Consider the following 19,493-nt stretch of genomic DNA (forward strand, 5'->3'; position numbering starts at 1 on the left):
TTTGAAAAAGTATTTAATTAAAAGCCCAAAATCTTAACATAAAACAAATTAAAGCAGCTTTATCTACAATATTTATTTTAATTCTGAAATATTTGTTTACTTTTATAAAACTTACAGTTTGGATCAGCACATTACCTATATCTGAATAGTGCATGATACACTCATTTTAAAAACAAAAAACTAATTACTACATGAGTACACTATGGAAAATGACAGTCATGCAAAAAAAGGATGACTACATCGACTTACTTGTTAAATTTGATCATCCTGATGCAGGACCCTTTCCCGAAGATAAAAATTTTGCCTTACAACTCTTACTTCATGAAGCTTATGGCTATGCCAGAGACTTCACAACATTTCCTACCTGTCCTTTGGGACATGCAATTCCTCATGAAAAATTCTTACCCGAAGATTTAGTAGAATTGGTAGATACCTACATAAAAGATACTATCATATACGAAACACAAAACCTTCCGTGGGATGAAGATGAAGCACATGAAAAAATGAATGCTTTGTGCGAAAAAGATGGATTACAAGAAAGCGATGATAATTGGCGCAGTGCCTGGGACACCCATTGGAGAGCTTTCTGGAAAGATTACACGAGAATTCCTTGGGCAATTTACAGAATTACTACAACCGATCCCAAATGGACAGAGCACTTAAAAACATATCAGGAGTTTGATTCTGCAGGATTTAGTGAAGGAGAAAATTATGTTAATGAAAATATAAAAATAGATGTTCCCAACCCAAGTAATATTTCAGATTACGTTATATATAGAAAACCTGAATCTTCACGAACAGCATTAAGCTCTGCACAAAAAGAAAAAACCAACAACAAACCACCAGTTTTAAAAAAACTTTTGGTTGATTTATGGAAAGCAATGACCAATACCAGTAACAGCAACTAATTCATCTATAAAAATAAAATTAAACCCATGAATTTTTTTAACCGATTAAAAAATATTATTTCAGACATCACCGAAGACGAATTTCCTAAAGACTATGTAGATGATGGAAAAGAATATCACGTTATTCCCGAACCGTACGATTTTACGTATTCATCAGTAAAAGGAGATTTCCGTTTAGATCGTTTAGCAAACGGCTTTTGTGCCAGCTGGAAAAAATTTATCGTCAGCAGAGATTGGAATGGAAATGTTCTCTATACCATAGACGGATTTGGAAGATCTGTTGCTGTAAGTCCGGATAAAACAAAAATTGTAACAACGAGTGATGATAAAGAAATTGCGATCTTTGATGCACAAAATGGACAGCTACTCGCCAGTGCTGCAAGCAAATCCTACATTTCAGAATTAGTTTGGACAAAGAATAATTATATTGTTGGAAGTAATTCTGATACACTTTTTGTTTTCGATTCTGATTGTAATTTCATAAAAACAATCGATCAAATAAACGGCAATGACTTTGAATTTATTTCAGGGCTTTGTTTACACAGTAAAAATGAGGATTATATCACAGTTTTGGAATCGAATGGAGATCGCATCAGCATTCTAAATTTTAAAACAGGTGAAACTGTAAAAACAAAAGAATTACGTAACTCAGGAGAACTTTTTTATTCGGAAGAAAATCGAGTATTCTGGATTCCTTTTGAGCGCAGAAATTTTGTTTTAACATTGAATGAAGATTTAGAAGAGATAAAAAAACACTATTACAACGGAAAACATGGAGTACATCACAGCGGGCAAGATGAAGACGATCCCGCATGTACAGCCTGGACAACGCTTCCCGCATTAAGCCCGAACGGAAAACGTTTTTTAGTTAATGATCGTTCTGGATTGTTAAGTTTAATCAGTGCTAATTCTGAAGATTTGACGTACAGAACTTTTACCAGAAATTTAATTGATTATGCTTATGCTATGATTTGGGAAGACGATAATCATTTTGTAGCACTTTTGGATAATTACAGAGTTATAAAGGTAAATATCAGAGGAACAGAACCCATATTTTTAAAAAGAGATAATCAATATTAAACTAAAACAACAGTAATATTTAACTAAAACTATGATCAATTTTACATCAGATGAAGAAAAAGAAGGTTTCTGGGAACTTTCAAATACTATTCAAGCCGGAAATTATGAAGAAGCTTTAGATCTTTCTAAAACTTTACTGGAAAAGTTTCCTAACAATAAAGCCATCTATCATAACCAGATCGGTGCAATGATTTACCTCTCAAAAAATGATTATTGGGGCGCTACCAATCATTATTCAAAAGCATTGGAATATGGATTTGATGCTGATGCCTGTGAAGATAACATTTGGGAATCCGCAGTAGATTCCTATAAATTCCTTATCGACAGTGAAGAAGGTTTCTGCAAACTGATGATCAAAGATACCCATGAATTTATTGCAGCCAATGATCTTATAAAAAAATACGAAAATCTTTTCCCAAATGGTAAATATGCTGAAGAAGCCAAAGAGCTTAATTATATTTATGCCGTAACAACTGATTTGCAGAATGATGATAATTATAACTCTTTAGCGTTAAATCAAATTTATTCAGACAAATATCCGGACGGAAAGCATCATGAAGTTGTGACTGCTTTGTGTGAAATTATAGATAGGAATTAATAGAAGTAAATTACCCAAAATAACTTGCAATAATAAAAAAACTCCCTCTCATCAAGAAAGGGAGTTTCTATATTTAAAAAACTTTTAATTACATATAAGCTTCAATCGGCTCACAAGTACAAACCAAGTTTCTGTCTCCATAAGCTTCGTCAACTCTTGAAACAGAAGCAAAGAATTTGTGATCTCTTACCCACTCCAGCGGATATGCTGCTTTTTCTCTGCTGTATGGTTTATCCCAGGAATCAGAGATTACAACTTGCTCAGTGTGTGGAGCATTTTTCAATACGTTATTCGTAGCATCAGCTTCACCGTTTGCGATCTCGTCGATTTCCTGTTTGATAGAAATTAGAGCTTCTGCAAAACGATCGATTTCAGCTTTACTTTCAGACTCAGTTGGTTCGATCATCAATGTACCTGCAACCGGGAAAGAAACTGTTGGAGCGTGGAATCCGTAATCCATCAATCTCTTCGCAACATCAGCAACTTCAATTCCTAAAGACTTGAACTGTCTGAAGTCTACGATACATTCGTGAGCCACTTTTCCATTTTCGTTTGAATATAAAATCGGGAAATGCTCAGCTAAAATTTCTTTTAGATAATTAGCATTTAAAATCGCATGCTCAGTTGCTTTTTTCAACCCTGAATTTCCTAACATTTTGATATAAGCGTAAGAAATATTCAAGATCAAACCAGAACCGTAAGGTGCAGCAGAAATACCGTCGATAGCTTCTTTAGCTCCGATTCTGATGTTTGCGTTTGATGGCAGGAAAGGAACCAGGTGTTTAGCCACACAGATTGGACCAACTCCAGGACCTCCACCTCCGTGAGGAATTGCGAAAGTTTTGTGGAGATTTAAGTGGCAAACGTCTGCTCCGATGTTTCCAGGGCTTGTATATCCTACCTGAGCGTTCATGTTGGCTCCATCCATATATACCTGTCCGCCGTGCTGGTGGATAAGTGCTGTAATTTCTTTAATGTTAGCATCAAAGAATCCGTACGTTGACGGATACGTGATCATTACACAAGAAAGGTTTTCAGAATGCTGTTCTGCTTTAGCTTTTAAATCTTGAAAGTCAATTTCTCCGTTTTCAAGATTTTTAACCACAACAATCTTCATTCCCGCCATTGCTGCAGAAGCCGGGTTTGTTCCGTGTGCAGACTGAGGAATCAATACAACATTTCTGTGGCCTTCACCTCTTGAAATATGATATTCTCTGATCACCATTAACCCTGCATACTCTCCCTGAGCTCCGGAATTAGGCTGAAGAGAAGTTCCTGCAAAACCTGTGATTTCTGCTAAATCTTTCTCTAATTCTCTGATCATTTCCTGATAACCTTCAGCCTGATTTACAGGAACAAATGGATGAATTGCTCCCCAGTTTTCCCATGAAAGCGGTAACATCTGTGTTGCAGCGTTTAATTTCATTGTACAAGAACCTAGAGAAATCATTGAATGAGTCAACGATAAATCTTTTCTTTCCAGACGCTTGATGTAACGCATCAATTCTGTTTCCGTATGGTATTTGTTGAATACTTCTTCCGTAAGAATTTCGTCTTTTCTTAAATTCTCCTCCGGAATACTGTACCCTTCTTTAATTTCCAATTTGAAAGTCTGCTTGTCTTTGAACTGAGCAAAAGACGCCATTAAATAATTCAATTTATCCAATGTTGTACTTTCGTTGATCGCAATACTTACCACTCCTTCTGTGAAATAGTTAAGATTAAGTCTGTGATCAAGCATCATTCTCATTAATCTTCCTTTTTCATCTTCGGTCATTGTGATTTTTACCGTATCAAAAATCGGTTCTTCCACAATTTGATATCCTAGCGCTTTCAATCCGTTTTTCAAAGCATTTGCTTTAAAGTGGATTTGATCTGCGATATAATTTAAACCTTTCGGCCCGTGATAAACAGCGTACATTCCAGCCATTACTGCCAAAAGAACCTGAGCCGTACAGATGTTCGAAGTCGCTCTTTCTCTCTTGATGTGCTGCTCTCTGGTTTGCAGTGCCATTCTCAACGCACGTTTTCCGTACGCATCCTGAGAAACCCCAATGATTCTTCCCGGAATATCTCTCTTATAATCTTCTTTGCAAGAGAAAAATGCTGCGTGAGGACCACCGTAACCCAATGGAATACCAAATCTCTGAGTTGTTCCAACTGCACAATCAGCGCCCATTGAAGCAGGAGATTTTAGTTTAACCAAAGCCATAGGATCACAAGCTACAGCAACCTGAAGATCTAATTTCTTGTATTCAACAATATCTTCTGTATAATCTAAAACGATTCCGTTTTTACCAGGATATTGCAATAAAACTCCGTAATAAGAAGCATCAAATTCGTGCGTTCTGTGATCTCCTTCTACGATTTCGATTTCTAATCCCTCTGCTTTTGTTTTCAAAACTGAAACCGTTTGAGGCAAAACAAGATCTGAAACAAAGAATTTATTTGCTCCTGACTTTTTCTGATCTTTCGTTCTGTTGTTGAAGAACATATGCATTGCTTCCGCAGCAGCCGTAGATTCATCCAACAATGAAGCGTTTGCCAAAGCAAAACCTGTAAGGTCACACACAACAGTCTGGAAATTCAAAAGAGCCTCCAATCTTCCCTGTGCGATTTCCGCCTGATAAGGTGTGTAAGCTGTATACCAGCTCGGATTTTCAAAAATATTTCTCTGAATAGCCGATGGCAACAATGTATTATGATATCCAAAACCGATGTAGCTTGTATAATCAGTATTTTTCGATGCCAATTCCTTAGAATGGTTCAGCATTTCGTATTCTGAAAGCGGTTCTGAGATTTCAAGATCTTTTTCTAAACGGATAGAAGAAGGGATGGTTTGAGAGATGAGCTCTTCGATACTTGAAACGCCAACTTTTTCCAACATCGCCTGTTTATCGGCTTCATTCAAGGAAATGTGACGGCTCACAAACTGTTCTGTATTCATTTTTTATATTAGATTTTGTTTGTAAAAAAAGATTGGTAAAATTACGATTTTTTGGAAAATTGTACAACTAAATTAAAATCACAAATAAATCACTAAAAGCATTCTATCTTATTCAAAATTAATAGGTTTTTATTGTCATTTTAAGTATAAAAATAGTTAAAATTCACTTTTTAAATAAAATATATTCATGGCTTAATTTTGGAAAATTCGTAAAATCTACGATTTATATTTTCTATGAAAAGCTAAAGAGAGATTTTGTAAATATTTTAAGAGTTAAATAAAAATAATCTTCAAAAACAATCTTTAAATGATTAATTACCAAGCGAATAAAATTTATGACTTTTTATTATCTATATTTATTCTAAATTAATATATTTGCAGCATGAATATGATTGTCCCTTTCAAAGTTCCGGCTTTGGCTCCCGCTTTTTCTGCAAATACTGAAGAAATATACTGTGGCACCAAGAAATCTTGCTGCAAAAAATTCAAAAAAGGAAAAAGATGCAAGTCTTGTCCGGGAAGAAAAAAGATGGCTTAATGGCTGAAGCTCTTTATTAAAAAATAGATTGCTAAAATCAGCAATACAACACCGGCCATAATTTTCATAATTTTTGGCTGACCATGCGGGTTGGCAGCTGTTCTCGGCTGCGACTTGAATAAGTCTTCTGTTTTATCTTTGAATTTTTCTGTAGTATTTTCAAAGACTTCAGTAATTGTAATTCCCTGAACTACTGTTTTATGCAATAACGAATTGGTGGCATGAAGCAAAATCTGGAATTTTCCGTCCTTAAATTCTGTTATTTTAAAAACTCTTTCTCCATAAGGCTTTTCCAATCCAAAAGGCAAAACCTTCACTACGTCGGCATTTTGCGTCTGCCAATTGATAATGATTTCCTCCCCTTTTTTTACATGAATTTTGTTCGCCGTAAATGTTTTAATGGAAGGCGGAATATTGTATCTGAAACTTTTCTGATGATTTTCTAAATTCTGATCATAAGAATATCTCCTGCTTTTATCGCTCAACGTTTCATAAGCTTCCTGGATTTCACGGAAACGGTCGGAAAAGAAATCATCGTCCGGATTTTTATCTGGATGATATTTTAAAGATAATTTTCTATAAGCTTTTTTGATGTCTTCTTCTGAAGCATCATGAGAAATCCCGAGAAAATAATAGTAATCTTTCATTGAACTGTGCAAAAATAAGGATTTTTTGTCATTGTAAGCAAAGCGAAACGATCTCTTTTATTATTGATATTTATTATTGAAACTCTTTTTTCTTACCATAAAGTTCGAAGATTTTTCTTGAAATATTTTGGGGTATTTTTCGTTCGCAAAACGAAGTTTCGCCGATTCAAATAAATTAATCATATAATTGAGGCAAAGGCGCTTGACTCAGCAAAGGGTGATAGTTTAATTTATTCAGTTCAAATGGCTTGCGTGTATATTGAAAAAAATGACTACTACCCTAGCCCAGATTGCAGCATTGTTTAAGCTCATTTTTTTGATTTCGGCGCGGCAGCGAAGCTACCGCGCCGAAATCAAAAAAATAGCGAGTGCGGAAAGCTGGATAAAGCTCCTTATCATTAGCAATAAATAATGGGTAATGAGTAATTTTTTGAATGCATTAAAATCCGATGAATAAAAGAAAAATTGGAATTTGCAAAAAATATTTTAAATTTATTAAAGTAAAACAAAAAGATCAATCGTCATAGCAATATGGAGGTTGTCGAAAAAATAACAATGCCACAGAAGGAGAAGGAAAATATCATCTCGCAAACCGTTTCAAAGTACGGAGGAAAGCTGATGTCGTACATTCGCCCGAAAGTGAAAAATACGGAGGATGCGGAGGATATTCTGCAGGAGGTGTGGTATCAGTTCAGCAGTATTACCAATCTTTCTGAGATTGTGAACGTTGGCGGTTGGCTGTACAGAGTGACTGCAAACAAGATCACAGATAAATACCGAAAAAAGAAAACAGAAAATTTAGAAGATTTCGTCTATGAAGATGAAGACGGAGATTTTTCAATCAAAGATATTTTGCTGATGGACGAAAGTGCAGGACCGGAAGTCAAAATGTTTCAGGATGAGATCTGGAAAAAACTCTTCGAAGCGTTGGAAGAGTTGCCGGAAAAACAAAGATTGGTCTACGTAGAAAACGAACTCAACGACAAAACCCTCCAGGAAATTGCCGATGAACAGGGCGAAAACATCAAAACAATCATCAGTCGGAAAAACTATGCCGTAAAGCATTTAAGAAACCGATTGAGAAGATTATATGAAGATTTAAACAGTTAGAAAATTAGAAAGAAAATAGTATGAATCATAAAGGTAAAAAAGGTTGGATTTTTTTAATTCTATGTCCGCCATTAATTTTTCTGGGAGTTACATGGATCGTCATGTCCCTTTGGAACTGCCTTCTTCCAGATATTTTAGGGGTAAAGTCGGTAACATATTGGCAGGCGATGGGAATTTTAATCCTTTGTAAAATTCTTTTCGGAGGTTTCCATTTCGGAAAAGGGATGAAAGATTTTAAAGAAAGAAAAATGAGAGAAAAGATGATGAATCTATCTCCGGAAGAAAGAGAAAAATTCAAAGAAGTCTGGAAAAACAGATGTGAAGGAAGCTTTTTCAACAGAAACAAAAGAACAAACGAATAATTAAAATTTTAGAAGTAGTAAAGTAAATTATAGTGCATTCGTCTATATAAAAAACAAAGTAGTAAAATTTAAAATTTTGAAAAAATGAGAAATTCAGTATTAAAAGGTGCTTTGGGAGCATTAGCCGTTGCCGGAGTTGCCATCATCGCTAAAAAAGCCATCCAAAGAAAAAGATTTGTAAAAGGTATTTTCGAGGAATACGGAATCAAAGAAAGATCTCCTTTCGGATTGGCAGATAAAATCAGAGAAATGAATGAAGAGGAATATCAGGAGCTGAAAGGAAAATTCAAGAAAGAATTCGCTTCAAAATGCCACCACAAAGGTTTTGAAAGAAAAGAAAATGTTGCAGAAGCATAATAATAGAAAGTAACTAAATTGAAATTGTTGGGTTCAGGCGGAAAGCTTTGCTTTCCGCCTGAACCTTTTTTATCCGTTTAAATAAATTCCAAAGTACCAGGTCCAGACAATCAAAATAATCTGCATCGGAATTCTTTCTTTATACAAATATCCCATTCCCGGACCTGAATAATCTGCTTTAAAAAGATTTACTTTTTTCTTTGAGGAATTAATATTGGCCAGGAAAACCAGGATCAGGAAAATAATTAATAAAATTGCTGTAGTTTCACGGATTGCAGGAATCATCAGTCCGATCCCGGCAGCAATTTCAATAATTCCCGTAAAATAAACCCAAAACATTTTGGCAGGAATAATATCAGGAATCATCATCGTCATTCCTTTCTGAAATTTGAAATGAGCGAAGCCTGTAAATATGATGAAAACAGCCATCCCCAAGTTCCCGGAAAATAGAAAATCCCAACTTTCCTGAAAAATTCTCGTTCCTATTAAAGCCAGAAGAAAGGTGGCAAAAAGAATGGTTAATAGTTTCATGCTTAATTTTTTTCTCCCACAAATTAAAAGATTTGCACAGATAATTATGCATATTCTATAATAAATACAGCGCAAACATCTATGCAAATCTTTACAATCAGTTAAAATAAGTTATTTGATTAATATTCATTATTTTCCGCAAGATCTTTCACAATTTCCAGCCCTTTTGTAAAGCCTGTATTCATGTGATCCTGCCAATCTTTTTCAGTCTGAACCTCAGCATGAAGTTTGGTTTTTCCATCAAAATCAATTAAAATATATTTCTCATAACATCCGCTCCACTGTTTCACCTCCATACTTTCGGTATCTTCGTTTCCATCTTTATCAATCATTCCTAAATGTTTAAAAATGATCTGATTCGGCTCTTCAATACTGTCGATTGTAGAAACCATTCCTTCACCTTCCGCATTAGTAAAATATGTTTTCCCACCTACCTTCCAATCTGTTTTCATAAAAGAATCAGAAACCGGATTGAAAAATTTTGTCCATTGACTATATGTTTTTTCATTCCAGAGTGCATCCCAGACTTTTTGTTTCGGAGCATCTATGATTTTTTCGTAAGATAAAGTTTCCATATTATATTATTTATTGGTTTAATCCTATTAAAGTTGATTCTCTGAAAGATGCTTTACATTAGCTAAAGCGTTAGGAAATTTTTCCTCAAAAAACGCTTTAAACTCCTCAGAAGTCTGAATTTCAACGTCTAAACGGGTTGTATTTTCATGCTCGGTGAGAATGTATTTTTCTGTCGCTTCTCCCCAATCCTGTGGAACTTCCACTCCATTGTAAATTTCTCCGAGATGTAAAAATGTTATTTCCTGATTGGATATTAATTTAACAATTTCACTGAACATCCCATTATTCTGAGAATCCAGAAATTTTATGATACCATTTTCCACCAAAACTCCCTGATAAAAAGATCCTTCAGTAAAAGCGGAGGTCCATTGTCTGAAAGAAAAGTCGTCCCAAAGAACACTCCAAACTTTTTCAGGTTCTGCATTAATCTGAATATTAAAATGTAATTTTTCCATAGAATTTGTATAAACTAGCTGTTATATGATTTATACCTATCCTCCTACAAAATCTCCGCCATTGATATGAATGACTTCTCCAGTTATGTAATTTGCATCTTCCGAAGCCAGGAAAACATAAGCCGGAGCAACTTCCGACGGTTGCCCTGCCCTTTTCAGCGGAGTATCTTTACCAAAAGTCGAGATATCCTCAAATGTTTCCTTCACCAGTGGTGTCCAGATCGGTCCGGGAGCAACACCATTCACCAGAATTCTCTTTTCTGCCAGATTAGCGGAAAGTGAACGGATAAATGATAAAATTGCACCTTTTGTGGCTGCATAATCGATCAAATGATCGCTTCCGCGGTAAGCCGTAACAGATGTAGTACAGATAATTCTGGATCCTTCATTCATCATCGGAAGAAATTCTCGGGTAAAAGAAATCATTGAAATAATATTTGTGGTAAAAGTTTCCTGAATCTGTTGATCAGAAATATTTTCGAGCGTATCTTCGGAAGTATGAATTCCTGCATTATTAACCAAAATATTAAGATTTTCCCAATCTTTTTTGATCTTTTCGGCACATCTCGTTCTGAAAGCTTTTTTGGTTAAATCTCCTTTAATTAAAATACATTTTCGACCTTCTTTTTCAACTAATTGCTTAGTTTCTTTGGCATCTTCATCGCTCTCTTTATAAATAATTACAACATCTGCCCCTTCTCTCGCAAAATGCACGGCAACAGCTTGTCCAATTCCACTGTCACCACCTGTGATAACAGCTTTTTTGTTCAATAATTTCTGACTTCCCAGATAATTTTTACGAATAATTTCAGGATACAGTCCCTCTTTCGGGACTTTCGATTTAGACTGTGACTTGTTCTGTGTCTTCATAAGCAAATCTTTTAAAGGAAATGTATCAAACAGCAAGCCGAAGAGGAAAAGGTTGGATGATGGAAGCTGGATGTGGGAAGTTATTTTCAGACTTAATATTACTTCCAGCCTCCATCATCAAGCTTCCGGCTTAAACTTTAAGAATTGTAAGCTTCTTCTAAATCTTTAATAACAATTTTCTGCATTTTCATCATTGCCATAACCACTTTCTGAGCTTTTTCCTGATCCGGATCACTCACCAATTGAATCAGCTTTTTTGGAACAATTTGCCAGCTAAAACCATATTTATCTTTCAGCCAGCCGCACATACTTTCTCTTCCGCCATCCGAAGTCAAATTATTCCAATATGTATCGGTTTGTTCCTGATTATCGGTCATCACAACCATTGAAATTCCTTCATTAAAATCAAACTGATGATCGTAAGAATTATCCATACAGAAAAAACTATAGCCATCAATTTCAAAATGAGCATGTTGAATATTTCGAGCTGGCTCCGGGTTGGGATGGCCTTCACTTCCGTCTCCGTATCTTAAAATATTTCCGATTTTAGAATTCGGAAAAGTTTTCGTGTACAATTCCATTGCTTCCATTGCTTTTCCGTTATTTTCATGGATGAACATTAAAGTCGGAATAATTTTTTGTTCACCCTGTTTTTCACCTAAGAAAATCTGCCAGCTCACGCCATATTTATCCTGAACCCAGCCATATTTTTTGCTCCAAGAATAAGCATTCAGATCCATTAATACCATTCCTCCGTCAGAAAGCTCATTCCAATATTTCTGAACCTCATCTTCCGTTTCACAAATCACCATAAAAGAAACCGAAGCATTTTTTTTGAATTGAGGTCCGCCGTTTAACAGCATTAACTTCTGACCGAAAATTTCAATATTCATCACAACAGGCGTGTCTGCCGTAATTTTCCCGTTAAATACGTTGCAGTAGAATTCTGCAGATTCTTTTGCTTCCCCATCGTACCAAAGGCAGGGGAAAATATCGTTGTTCATAATTTTAAATTTAATTATCATTGTAAACGAGGTGAAGCAATCTTTCGTTTAAAATTAAACAGCTTTTTCCTTCGTCAGAATGACAAATGGTGTGTTTTAATTATTAATTATTTTTAAAAGAAACATGATTCTGATTCATGTAAACCTTAAGTTTCTGCATCGTATTTTTACCAAAGCCATGCAGCTGCATGATTTCTTTCTCAGAATAATCTGATAACTTTTCCAGCGAATCTATTTTCTCTTTTTCCAGTGCTCTTCTTGCGGGCGTTGCAATAACCCCCTTTAAAAAGTTCCCTTTGACAACATGACTTACAGCGCAAATGGAACTTAAACATTTTGCCATTATTACCAAATTGATCATGATGAAAAGATTATTAGTGGTTTTCTACGTACTTATGAAAATTATTCAGAATAGCATACCATCCGTCTCGCTGCATTTCCACTGAATTTTGTTTTTCAGGATCAAAAACAATGTCTACTTTCGTTGTGGCAGTATCGATTTCATGAAAATCAACTTCAACATTTCTGCCGTCTTCCAGATGGTATTTGATTCTTTTATTAGGAATCACCTCATCGTAAGTTCCTTCAAAATCAAACCCAAAACTTCCGTCTTTCGCTTCCATTCTGTTTTTAAATTTTCCGCCGACATGCAAATCGTTTTCTGAACTTGGGCATTGCCATGTTTCGTGAGCAAAGTTCCATTTTGTAATGTGTTTTGGATCGTTGTAATAATCCCATACCTTCTGAACAGGTTTTAAAATCGTAATATCAATTTTAATAGGTTCCATAGTATATAATTTTGTGGTTGAGATAAAAAGGGCAACCCAAACAGCTACCCTTTTTTAATATAATTTAGTTTAAAGATAAGACTATTTTGTATATTCTTCGTTATAGTTTACCATCCAGTGAACACCGTACTTGTCCTGAAAACTTCCGAAATAATCGCCCCAGAACTGGTCTTCAATCGGCATTTCGATATTTCCTCCCTCAGAAAGCCCTTTGAAAAGCCTGTCGGCTTCGTCTTTAGATTCAGGGAAAATAGAAACGTAATTGTTGTTTCCTACCGTAAGATTCTGCCCGAAACTCGGAACAATATCTGATGCCATCAGCAAATCTCCGCCAATGGGAAGCGCAATGTGCATTACTCTGTTTTTTTCCTCGTCGGATAGATTTTCAGTTCCGGGAGCATTTCCCATTTTATGGATTTCGCCTACAAATTCTCCACCGAAAACAGATTTGTAAAAGTTGAAAGCTTCTTCTGCTTTCCCATCAAAATTTAAGTAAGGATTTAATTTAGCCATGATTTTTGTTTTTTAATTAATATTTTTTGTTTGTTCAAGCACGAATTATACTAATGATTTTCACTAATAACACAATTAAAATATTCGTGGATATTTGTGTGATTAATGTTTTAATTTTAACGCAAAGTCCGCAAAGGTCTTTTTTTAAATGTTTGAAAATATTTTTCGTTCGCAAAGGCGTTTCACTTAGCAAAGACAACGAAGTATGTTATTTATATAGATTGTCATTCAGAACGAAGCGCAGTGTAGTGAAGAATCTATTAATAAATAATATTTAAATTTTGTTTAGACTAATTATTCAAGAACTTTTCAACTACACTTACTGTAAAATCAATCAGTATTTCATCAACATTTCCCCCAGAATCGACCATCATGTAAGAACCGTGTGTTGCAGGGAGAATCATTAATTGAGAATTTTTCACTAAACGCCACATTTCTACAACATGCTCAGGTTTCATTACATCTTTGTCACCTGAAATAAATAAGGTCGAAGCTTTTATGCTTTTTAAAATATCTTTACTCCAGTCTTCGAAAGTCTGCATTCTCTTGCTGTCTTTATCAAACATATTTTCCAGCGCTGAAAAATCAGGATTCAAGTTTAAAAAATTAATTTTAAGCGGCTCAGGCATTGAATCTAAAGTTGCGTTCATCATACTTTCGAAAAAGCCATCCATCATTCCGTTTCTTTTGTAAAAAGCAGATGCAACAATCAATTTTTCAACCATTTCAGGAAAAAGATGAGCAATTTGCATTACCGTATTTCCGCCATTGCTAAAGCCCCAGAACGAAGCTTTTTCTATATTGATTTCTTTCAGAAGTTCGGCAACATCTTTAGCGTCCTGTTCAAAAGTTTCTGGAATACTGCGATGCTCCGACATTCCATGATTTTGAAGATCAATTCCAATAAGCTGAAATTTATTTTCCAGTCTTGAGATCACTTCTTTATAATCAAATAAAATCGAACCGCCACCACCATGAATCAGTACCAAAGGTTTTCCGGAACCGTAGATTTCATAATACATCTTAATTCCGTTGACCCGCTTATGACCTTTTTCAACCGGATTCATTTTTAGTATTTTAAATCTTTATCGAAATCGTATTTCATACCTTCATAGTTCAGAATTCTGCGCATCAAACCGATTTGCCCGCACAGATAATCTTCACGACCGATGCACATTCCGACAAAATTCAGAACCGTTTCAGGGAAGAAATCGATGTTCATTCCCATCGGAAAAGCTTTATCTAAATCTTCATCGTTTATTTCCAATAATTTCTGATAAACCAATGGCGAAATTTTATGAAAACTTTCTTTCAATTGCTCTAAAGTCGGATAAACCAGGTTTTCATCCAACGCTTTCCCCTGAAAAAAATGGTCTTTGAATTCAAATTCTTCTTCCATCCCGAGAACATTTGCCATTGCATAACGCATGTCCAGGAAGTTTCCGACCATCCAGATGATATGATTGGTTCTGCCTTCGATTCTTTTCAATGCATCTTCTTCTGAAACTCCGTCAAGAACCATTAGAAAATTTTGGCTGTGACCTCGAAAAGCAGGGATGATGATGTCTAGTTTTTTTGATTTTGGTGTATCCATTTGTATTGTTTTTAACTTTTTAATTTCCAACAGATTTCACGGATTTTCACAGATGACTGCATTTATTTGTGAAAAATATTGTAATTTTTATATTTAGTGTTTCTCGCAGATTTTGCTGATTACACAGATCTTTTTATTTGAAAAAGACTATGAAATTTGTGGAAAATGTTTGTATCATTAATGTTTAAACTATTCTGTCGGCAGTTGAGAAGGATCTGCAAATATCACATTCCAGCCGTGTCCGTTGATGTCCCAGAAAGAATTTTGATACATCCAACCGTGATCCTGAGCTTCTTCATGCTGATAAGCTCCATTGGCAACTGCAGCATTTACAACCTGATCAACTTCTTCGCGACTGTCTAAACCGATGGCAACTAAAACCTGCGTGGTATCACCTTTTGGAACCGGTCTTTCAGAAAATGTCTGGAAATATTCTTCCTGCAAAAACATGATCTGAATATTGTCGTTCATCATCACACAAACGGCTTTTTCATCGGTAATCTGTTCGTTGATTGAAAATCCTATTTTTGTCCAGAATTTTCTTGTTTTCTCAACATCTTTTACCGGTAGATTTACATAGATTTGATTGATTTTCATTTTTGTAATTTTTTAAAGCTTTGTTTTAATCTTTGAAATTTTATTCTGTCGGAAGTTTAGACATATCAGCAAACATCACTTCCCACTGATGGCCGTTCAAATCTGAAAAAGCTCTTTGATACATCCATCCATGATCTTGCGGTTCACTATAAGTAGAGCCTCCGTTTTCAGTTGCAGTTTTCACCATATGTTCAACTTCTTCACGGCTGTTTACTCCAATAGCAAGAAGGGTCTGCGTCGTTTCGCCTTTGGCAACAGGTCTGTCTGTAAACGTTTTAAAGAATTCTTCCTTTAAAAACATAGCGTAAATATGATTTTCTTTCATAATAACACAGATCGCTTTCTCGTCTGAAAACTGTTCGTTGATTGAAAATCCGAGCTTTGTCCAGAATTCTCTAGTTTTCTGAACATCTTTTATAGGAAGGTTGACATAAATCTGGGTGATTTCCATTTTGTAATTTTTTAGTGTTAAACTTTTAACCAAAATTACCAAGTCGCAGCGGAAATCTACTTGCCATAAGACAAGATTTAATTTTTCTTGGGATGCGAAACCAATTCTTTACGGATTCGGCTTAAAGAAGTGTCTGTAACACCAAGATACGAAGCGATCTGCTTCAACGGGGCAAACTGTATGACATGAGGTTTCTGCTCTAAAAGATTGAGATAACGTTTCGTAGCAGAAAGCGTAAACATTTCCACAGAACGTTGTTTGTAAACAAAAAGCTGCTGAGACATCCAGGCTCTTCCCCATTCTCTAAGATTTGGGATCTTATGAAATAATTCCTGAAAGGTTTCAAAATCAAATTTCCAACATTCGCAATCGGTAATGCAGACAATATTTTCCTGAGTAGGAATTCTCTGAAAAATTGAAGAAACTTCAATGATGATTTCATTTTCAACGAAAAAATTAGTCGTGACTTCATTCCCGTTAAAATCATTGACAAAAGAACGAGCCAAACCTTTCTCCAAAATATAATATTCATTGGCCGTTTTTCCTTCCTCCAAAATGAGATCGCCTTTGTGAAAAAACACTTTTTCATGTGCCTGAAACACTTCCTGAAGTTCATCATCCAAGAAAAAAGGAAAATCGTAGCATATTTCTAAGGCTTTATTGCTCATTTTGGTTCTGTTTTAATTGAACTTAAAAATAGAATTTTTATTGGGATTCTGTGATTTATTTTATCACAAAAGATTTTTATCCAACAAATCAATCTATGAAAGAATACATCGGTTTGATGCTATTTGATTTTCTGTTTTAATGCAAACAGGTATCATTGAGCTTTAAAAGTTTTCTGTTTTAATACAAACACCTATGTTTTAACCTAAAAAGATTTCTGTGAAAGTACAAGAATGCTTGTTTTAATAAAAACAGACTTCTGTGTGAAGGTAAACAGGTATGTTTTAAATAAAACAGTTTTCCAGGAGAAGACAAACAACCTTATTTAATTAAAACAGAAATCTGAGTGTAGGCAAACAGGCATATTTTAATCAAAACATATCCGTTGTATATTTTAATTTATTTTCGTCACTTCGAGTAGATTTTTTGAAAAAAATCGTATCGAGAAGCTATTGAGCTTAGGACTTATTTTTTTATCATTCACCGGTTCTCGATACATTTTTTCTCCACTTTGTTACGAAAAAACACTCGAATTGACGAGTCGAATACTAAAATATTTAAAACAAAGAAAGCTGAATTGGCTTTGAAGGCGCTGGTTTTTCAGCATCACCGAAAACGGTTTTACCACCAAAACGCCATGAGTTTTGCCGTTCTTCTTTCATCACCTCATTGATGTCGAAATCGGGTGTAAAGTTTTTTTCGGCTTCAGAAATTACCGTGTGAAGCTTATTGATGGATTGTAGCTTATCTGAATTTCCAAGTTTGGATTTTTCAATTCCTTTCTGCAGAATAGAAATCGTTTCATCATATACATTTATCGGGACTGGGAAAGGATGACCATCTTTTCCACCATGGGCAAACGAAAATCTCGCCGGATCTCGAAATCTTGAAGGCGCCCCGTGAATCACTTCACTTACCAGAGCCAGACTTTGTAATGTTCGCGGACCAACACCTTTTAACAATAATAATTCTTCGAAGTTTTCAGGCTGATTTTCTCTCGTCATATACAACAATGTTCCGAGTTTTTTCAAATCTACATCTGAAGCACGAACATCATGATGATTGGGCAAAATAAGATTCGCAAAATCCTGCATGATTTTTTCTGAATTGGTATGTGAAATTTCGAGAATTCCTTTTCTGTTTTCCTGAGCTTCAGTGGCTGTTAAATTCAGAATATTTCCACGGTTGATTCCCTGAATCCCTTTATGCGGAGCATCGACAAAAGATTCCATGTTTTCGGAATGCCAATGATATCGACGCGCTGTTCCGTCGAAATCGTTCATTCCCTGCTGCACCACAGACCAACTTCCTTCATCAGACAAAATAAAATTATGCAAATACAGTTGATAACCATCCTGAATCGCAGTATTATCAACCTTTGCAGACAATTTGCTTGCCCGAACCAAATCATTTCCATCTAATCCTGTTTTATCAGCAATAAGTAATAATTCATTCGGAGTTTCCTTGGAGAACCGCCCTTTTCCGCCGCAAATATAAAGTCCGAGCTCTTTAGAAACCGGATTGATGCTGCGTTTTAACGCACCCATTACAGAAGTGGTAATTCCCGAAGAATGCCAATCCATTCCCATCACTGCCCCAAAACTTTGAAACCAAAACGGGTCTGCCAATCTTTTCAAAACCTCATTTTTTCCATAATCTGCAAGGATTACTTCAACAATGGATAAACCAAGAATCGACATTCGTTCATACAGCCAAGGCGGTACTTTGCCGTAGTGAAGGGGTAATGTTGCAGTTCCGGAGCGTTTCATTTGGTTGTTGGTTGTTGGTTGTTGGTTGTTGGTTGTTGGTTGTACAAAATTAAAGCCTTACGAATTAAAATCATAAGGCTTTACGCATATTTTATTTTTTACCGCAAAAGATTCAAAAGATTTTATTGCTTTTAATGCTGTTCAAAAGTTTACAAAGCAATAAGTGTTTTTACATTTTGTAGACTTTTGATTTCTGTTTTTTTCAATTATCTCTTTTGAATCTTTTGCAGTAAAAATTCAGAAGTCTATTTTAATGCTTTACAATTTCCTTTACAATTCCGCCCTGAGGTTCTCTTACGGTTTGCGTGAAAATGAAAGCTTTAGGATCGATCGAACGCACGATATTTTGTAGTTTTCTTACTTCCAATCTTGTAACGATCGTGAAAATAATATCTGCATCCTGGCTTTGCTCAAAAGATTCTTTCATAAAACCTCTTTCTCCCCTGTAAACGGTAATCCCTTTATTCATGGTTAAAACCAACGCTTTTTTAATTTCTTCACTGTTTCCTGAAATGATGGTTACTCCGGTGTACGCTTCTATTCCTTCAATTACATATTTGGTAATCTGGCTTGCCACAAGATACGTCATAATTGCATAAAGTGCCGTTTCTACTTTTAAGAAAACTGCGGCAATGATGAAAATGATGATGTTCATTCCTAAAATAATCTCCGTGATGCTGAAACTGCTTTTTTTGAAAGTTAATAGAGCTAAAACTTCCATTCCGTCGAAAGTTCCACCACCACGCATAGAAAGTCCGATACCTATCCCCATGAAAAATCCGCCAAACATAGCGACTAATAATTTATCATGAGTCAATTCCGGAAAAGGAACAAAAAAGATGGTTACAATAATTAATAAAATCGTTAAAAAACTTCTGATGGCAAAGTGTTTCCCGATCTGAAAATAAGCTAAAACAATAAAAGGAATATTTAAAACTAATAATACAATCCCTAAATTCCAATGATAAACTTCATGAAGTAAAAGGGAAATCCCCGTAACTCCACCATCTAAAAAGTGGTTGGGAACCAGAAAAGATTTCAAAGCAAAACTCGCTGAAATAACTCCCAAAACAAGATAAATAATGTCTGAAATGGTAAACAGCGGGCCATGTTTAGTTGGTGAGCTCATAAA

Annotated in this window: 23 protein-coding genes; 6 read left to right on the top strand and 17 right to left on the bottom strand. The window is 35.3% G+C overall.

Annotated elements, in window-relative coordinates:
- Positions 1 to 191: 191 nt before the first annotated feature.
- The 3 genes from BUA89_RS16090 to BUA89_RS16100 are packed head-to-tail and all read left to right on the top strand — an operon-like array spanning position 192 to position 2,586.
- Entirely contained in the window at positions 192 to 908 is a 717-nt protein-coding gene (locus BUA89_RS16090) for a hypothetical protein (RefSeq protein ID WP_072960480.1), read from the top strand.
- A gap of 27 nt (positions 909 to 935) precedes the next feature.
- Entirely contained in the window at positions 936 to 1,988 is a 1,053-nt protein-coding gene (locus BUA89_RS16095; protein ID WP_072960483.1) for a WD40 repeat domain-containing protein, read from the top strand.
- 31 nt (positions 1,989 to 2,019) lie between these two features.
- Positions 2,020 to 2,586, top strand: coding sequence for a tetratricopeptide repeat protein (locus BUA89_RS16100; protein ID WP_072960486.1), 567 nt, complete (start codon positions 2,020 to 2,022; stop codon positions 2,584 to 2,586).
- An 88-nt stretch (positions 2,587 to 2,674) separates the two neighbouring features.
- Here BUA89_RS16100 and gcvP read toward each other — a convergent pair whose 3' ends face one another.
- The gene (gcvP, locus tag BUA89_RS16105; RefSeq protein ID WP_072960489.1) at positions 2,675 to 5,533 is read right to left on the bottom strand and encodes an aminomethyl-transferring glycine dehydrogenase; all 2,859 of its coding nucleotides are present in this window, start codon (positions 5,531 to 5,533) and stop codon (positions 2,675 to 2,677) included.
- 534 nt (positions 5,534 to 6,067) lie between these two features.
- Positions 6,068 to 6,718, bottom strand: a complete 651-nt coding sequence (locus BUA89_RS16110) for a J domain-containing protein (RefSeq protein WP_072960492.1) — start codon at positions 6,716 to 6,718, stop codon at positions 6,068 to 6,070.
- 555 nt (positions 6,719 to 7,273) lie between these two features.
- Here BUA89_RS16110 and BUA89_RS16115 point away from each other — a divergent pair.
- From BUA89_RS16115 to BUA89_RS16125, 3 genes are all read left to right on the top strand, one after another.
- Positions 7,274 to 7,828: an RNA polymerase sigma factor gene (locus tag BUA89_RS16115; RefSeq protein ID WP_228420582.1), complete on the top strand. Its 555-nt coding sequence runs from the start codon at positions 7,274 to 7,276 to the stop codon at positions 7,826 to 7,828.
- 20 nt (positions 7,829 to 7,848) lie between these two features.
- Positions 7,849 to 8,190, top strand: a complete 342-nt coding sequence (locus BUA89_RS16120; RefSeq protein WP_072960498.1) for a hypothetical protein — start codon at positions 7,849 to 7,851, stop codon at positions 8,188 to 8,190.
- A gap of 84 nt (positions 8,191 to 8,274) precedes the next feature.
- The gene (locus BUA89_RS16125; RefSeq protein WP_072960502.1) at positions 8,275 to 8,547 is read left to right on the top strand and encodes a hypothetical protein; all 273 of its coding nucleotides are present in this window, start codon (positions 8,275 to 8,277) and stop codon (positions 8,545 to 8,547) included.
- 69 nt (positions 8,548 to 8,616) lie between these two features.
- Here the strand turns inward: BUA89_RS16125 and BUA89_RS16130 are convergent, their stop codons facing one another.
- The 15 genes from BUA89_RS16130 to BUA89_RS16200 all read right to left on the bottom strand — a co-directional run bounded on the left by BUA89_RS16130 (position 8,617) and on the right by BUA89_RS16200 (position 19,490).
- Positions 8,617 to 9,078: a DoxX family protein gene (locus tag BUA89_RS16130; RefSeq protein WP_072960505.1), complete on the bottom strand. Its 462-nt coding sequence runs from the start codon at positions 9,076 to 9,078 to the stop codon at positions 8,617 to 8,619.
- A 119-nt stretch (positions 9,079 to 9,197) separates the two neighbouring features.
- Positions 9,198 to 9,653, bottom strand: coding sequence for an SRPBCC family protein (locus BUA89_RS16135; RefSeq protein ID WP_072960508.1), 456 nt, complete (start codon positions 9,651 to 9,653; stop codon positions 9,198 to 9,200).
- Positions 9,654 to 9,680: 27 nt separating this feature from the next.
- Complete coding sequence (locus BUA89_RS16140) at positions 9,681 to 10,109, bottom strand: SRPBCC family protein (RefSeq protein ID WP_072960511.1); 429 nt, start codon at positions 10,107 to 10,109, stop codon at positions 9,681 to 9,683.
- A 36-nt stretch (positions 10,110 to 10,145) separates the two neighbouring features.
- Positions 10,146 to 10,979 carry an SDR family oxidoreductase gene (locus BUA89_RS16145; protein ID WP_072960515.1) on the bottom strand — a complete coding sequence of 278 codons (834 nt, stop codon included), beginning with the start codon at positions 10,977 to 10,979 and terminating at the stop codon, positions 10,146 to 10,148.
- Positions 10,980 to 11,116: 137 nt separating this feature from the next.
- Positions 11,117 to 11,983: a VOC family protein gene (locus BUA89_RS16150; protein ID WP_072960518.1), complete on the bottom strand. Its 867-nt coding sequence runs from the start codon at positions 11,981 to 11,983 to the stop codon at positions 11,117 to 11,119.
- 103 nt (positions 11,984 to 12,086) lie between these two features.
- Positions 12,087 to 12,326 (bottom strand): helix-hairpin-helix domain-containing protein, encoded by a 240-nt coding sequence (locus tag BUA89_RS16155; RefSeq protein ID WP_228420584.1) that lies wholly within the window; start codon positions 12,324 to 12,326, stop codon positions 12,087 to 12,089.
- Between the two features lie 31 nt (positions 12,327 to 12,357).
- Positions 12,358 to 12,771 carry an SRPBCC family protein gene (locus BUA89_RS16160; protein ID WP_072960525.1) on the bottom strand — a complete coding sequence of 138 codons (414 nt, stop codon included), beginning with the start codon at positions 12,769 to 12,771 and terminating at the stop codon, positions 12,358 to 12,360.
- An 81-nt stretch (positions 12,772 to 12,852) separates the two neighbouring features.
- Positions 12,853 to 13,284 carry a VOC family protein gene (locus BUA89_RS16165; RefSeq protein ID WP_072960528.1) on the bottom strand — a complete coding sequence of 144 codons (432 nt, stop codon included), beginning with the start codon at positions 13,282 to 13,284 and terminating at the stop codon, positions 12,853 to 12,855.
- 290 nt (positions 13,285 to 13,574) lie between these two features.
- Positions 13,575 to 14,351, bottom strand: coding sequence for an alpha/beta fold hydrolase (locus BUA89_RS16170; protein WP_072960531.1), 777 nt, complete (start codon positions 14,349 to 14,351; stop codon positions 13,575 to 13,577).
- Between the two features lie 2 nt (positions 14,352 to 14,353).
- Positions 14,354 to 14,878 carry a DinB family protein gene (locus BUA89_RS16175; RefSeq protein ID WP_072960534.1) on the bottom strand — a complete coding sequence of 175 codons (525 nt, stop codon included), beginning with the start codon at positions 14,876 to 14,878 and terminating at the stop codon, positions 14,354 to 14,356.
- 189 nt (positions 14,879 to 15,067) lie between these two features.
- Positions 15,068 to 15,475, bottom strand: a complete 408-nt coding sequence (locus BUA89_RS16180; protein ID WP_072960537.1) for a VOC family protein — start codon at positions 15,473 to 15,475, stop codon at positions 15,068 to 15,070.
- Positions 15,476 to 15,515: 40 nt separating this feature from the next.
- Positions 15,516 to 15,926, bottom strand: coding sequence for a VOC family protein (locus tag BUA89_RS16185; protein ID WP_072960540.1), 411 nt, complete (start codon positions 15,924 to 15,926; stop codon positions 15,516 to 15,518).
- Between the two features lie 77 nt (positions 15,927 to 16,003).
- Positions 16,004 to 16,594 carry a Crp/Fnr family transcriptional regulator gene (locus BUA89_RS16190; protein ID WP_072960542.1) on the bottom strand — a complete coding sequence of 197 codons (591 nt, stop codon included), beginning with the start codon at positions 16,592 to 16,594 and terminating at the stop codon, positions 16,004 to 16,006.
- A 555-nt stretch (positions 16,595 to 17,149) separates the two neighbouring features.
- On the bottom strand, positions 17,150 to 18,361 hold the full coding sequence (locus BUA89_RS16195) for a DUF763 domain-containing protein (protein WP_072960546.1): 1,212 nt from the start codon (positions 18,359 to 18,361) through the stop codon (positions 17,150 to 17,152).
- A gap of 250 nt (positions 18,362 to 18,611) precedes the next feature.
- Complete coding sequence (locus BUA89_RS16200; protein ID WP_072960549.1) at positions 18,612 to 19,490, bottom strand: YitT family protein; 879 nt, start codon at positions 19,488 to 19,490, stop codon at positions 18,612 to 18,614.
- Between the last annotated feature and the right edge of the window lie 3 nt (positions 19,491 to 19,493).

Origin of the sequence: Chryseobacterium arachidis (assembly GCF_900129245.1) — a bacterium.
GTDB lineage: Bacteria > Bacteroidota > Bacteroidia > Flavobacteriales > Weeksellaceae > Chryseobacterium > Chryseobacterium arachidis.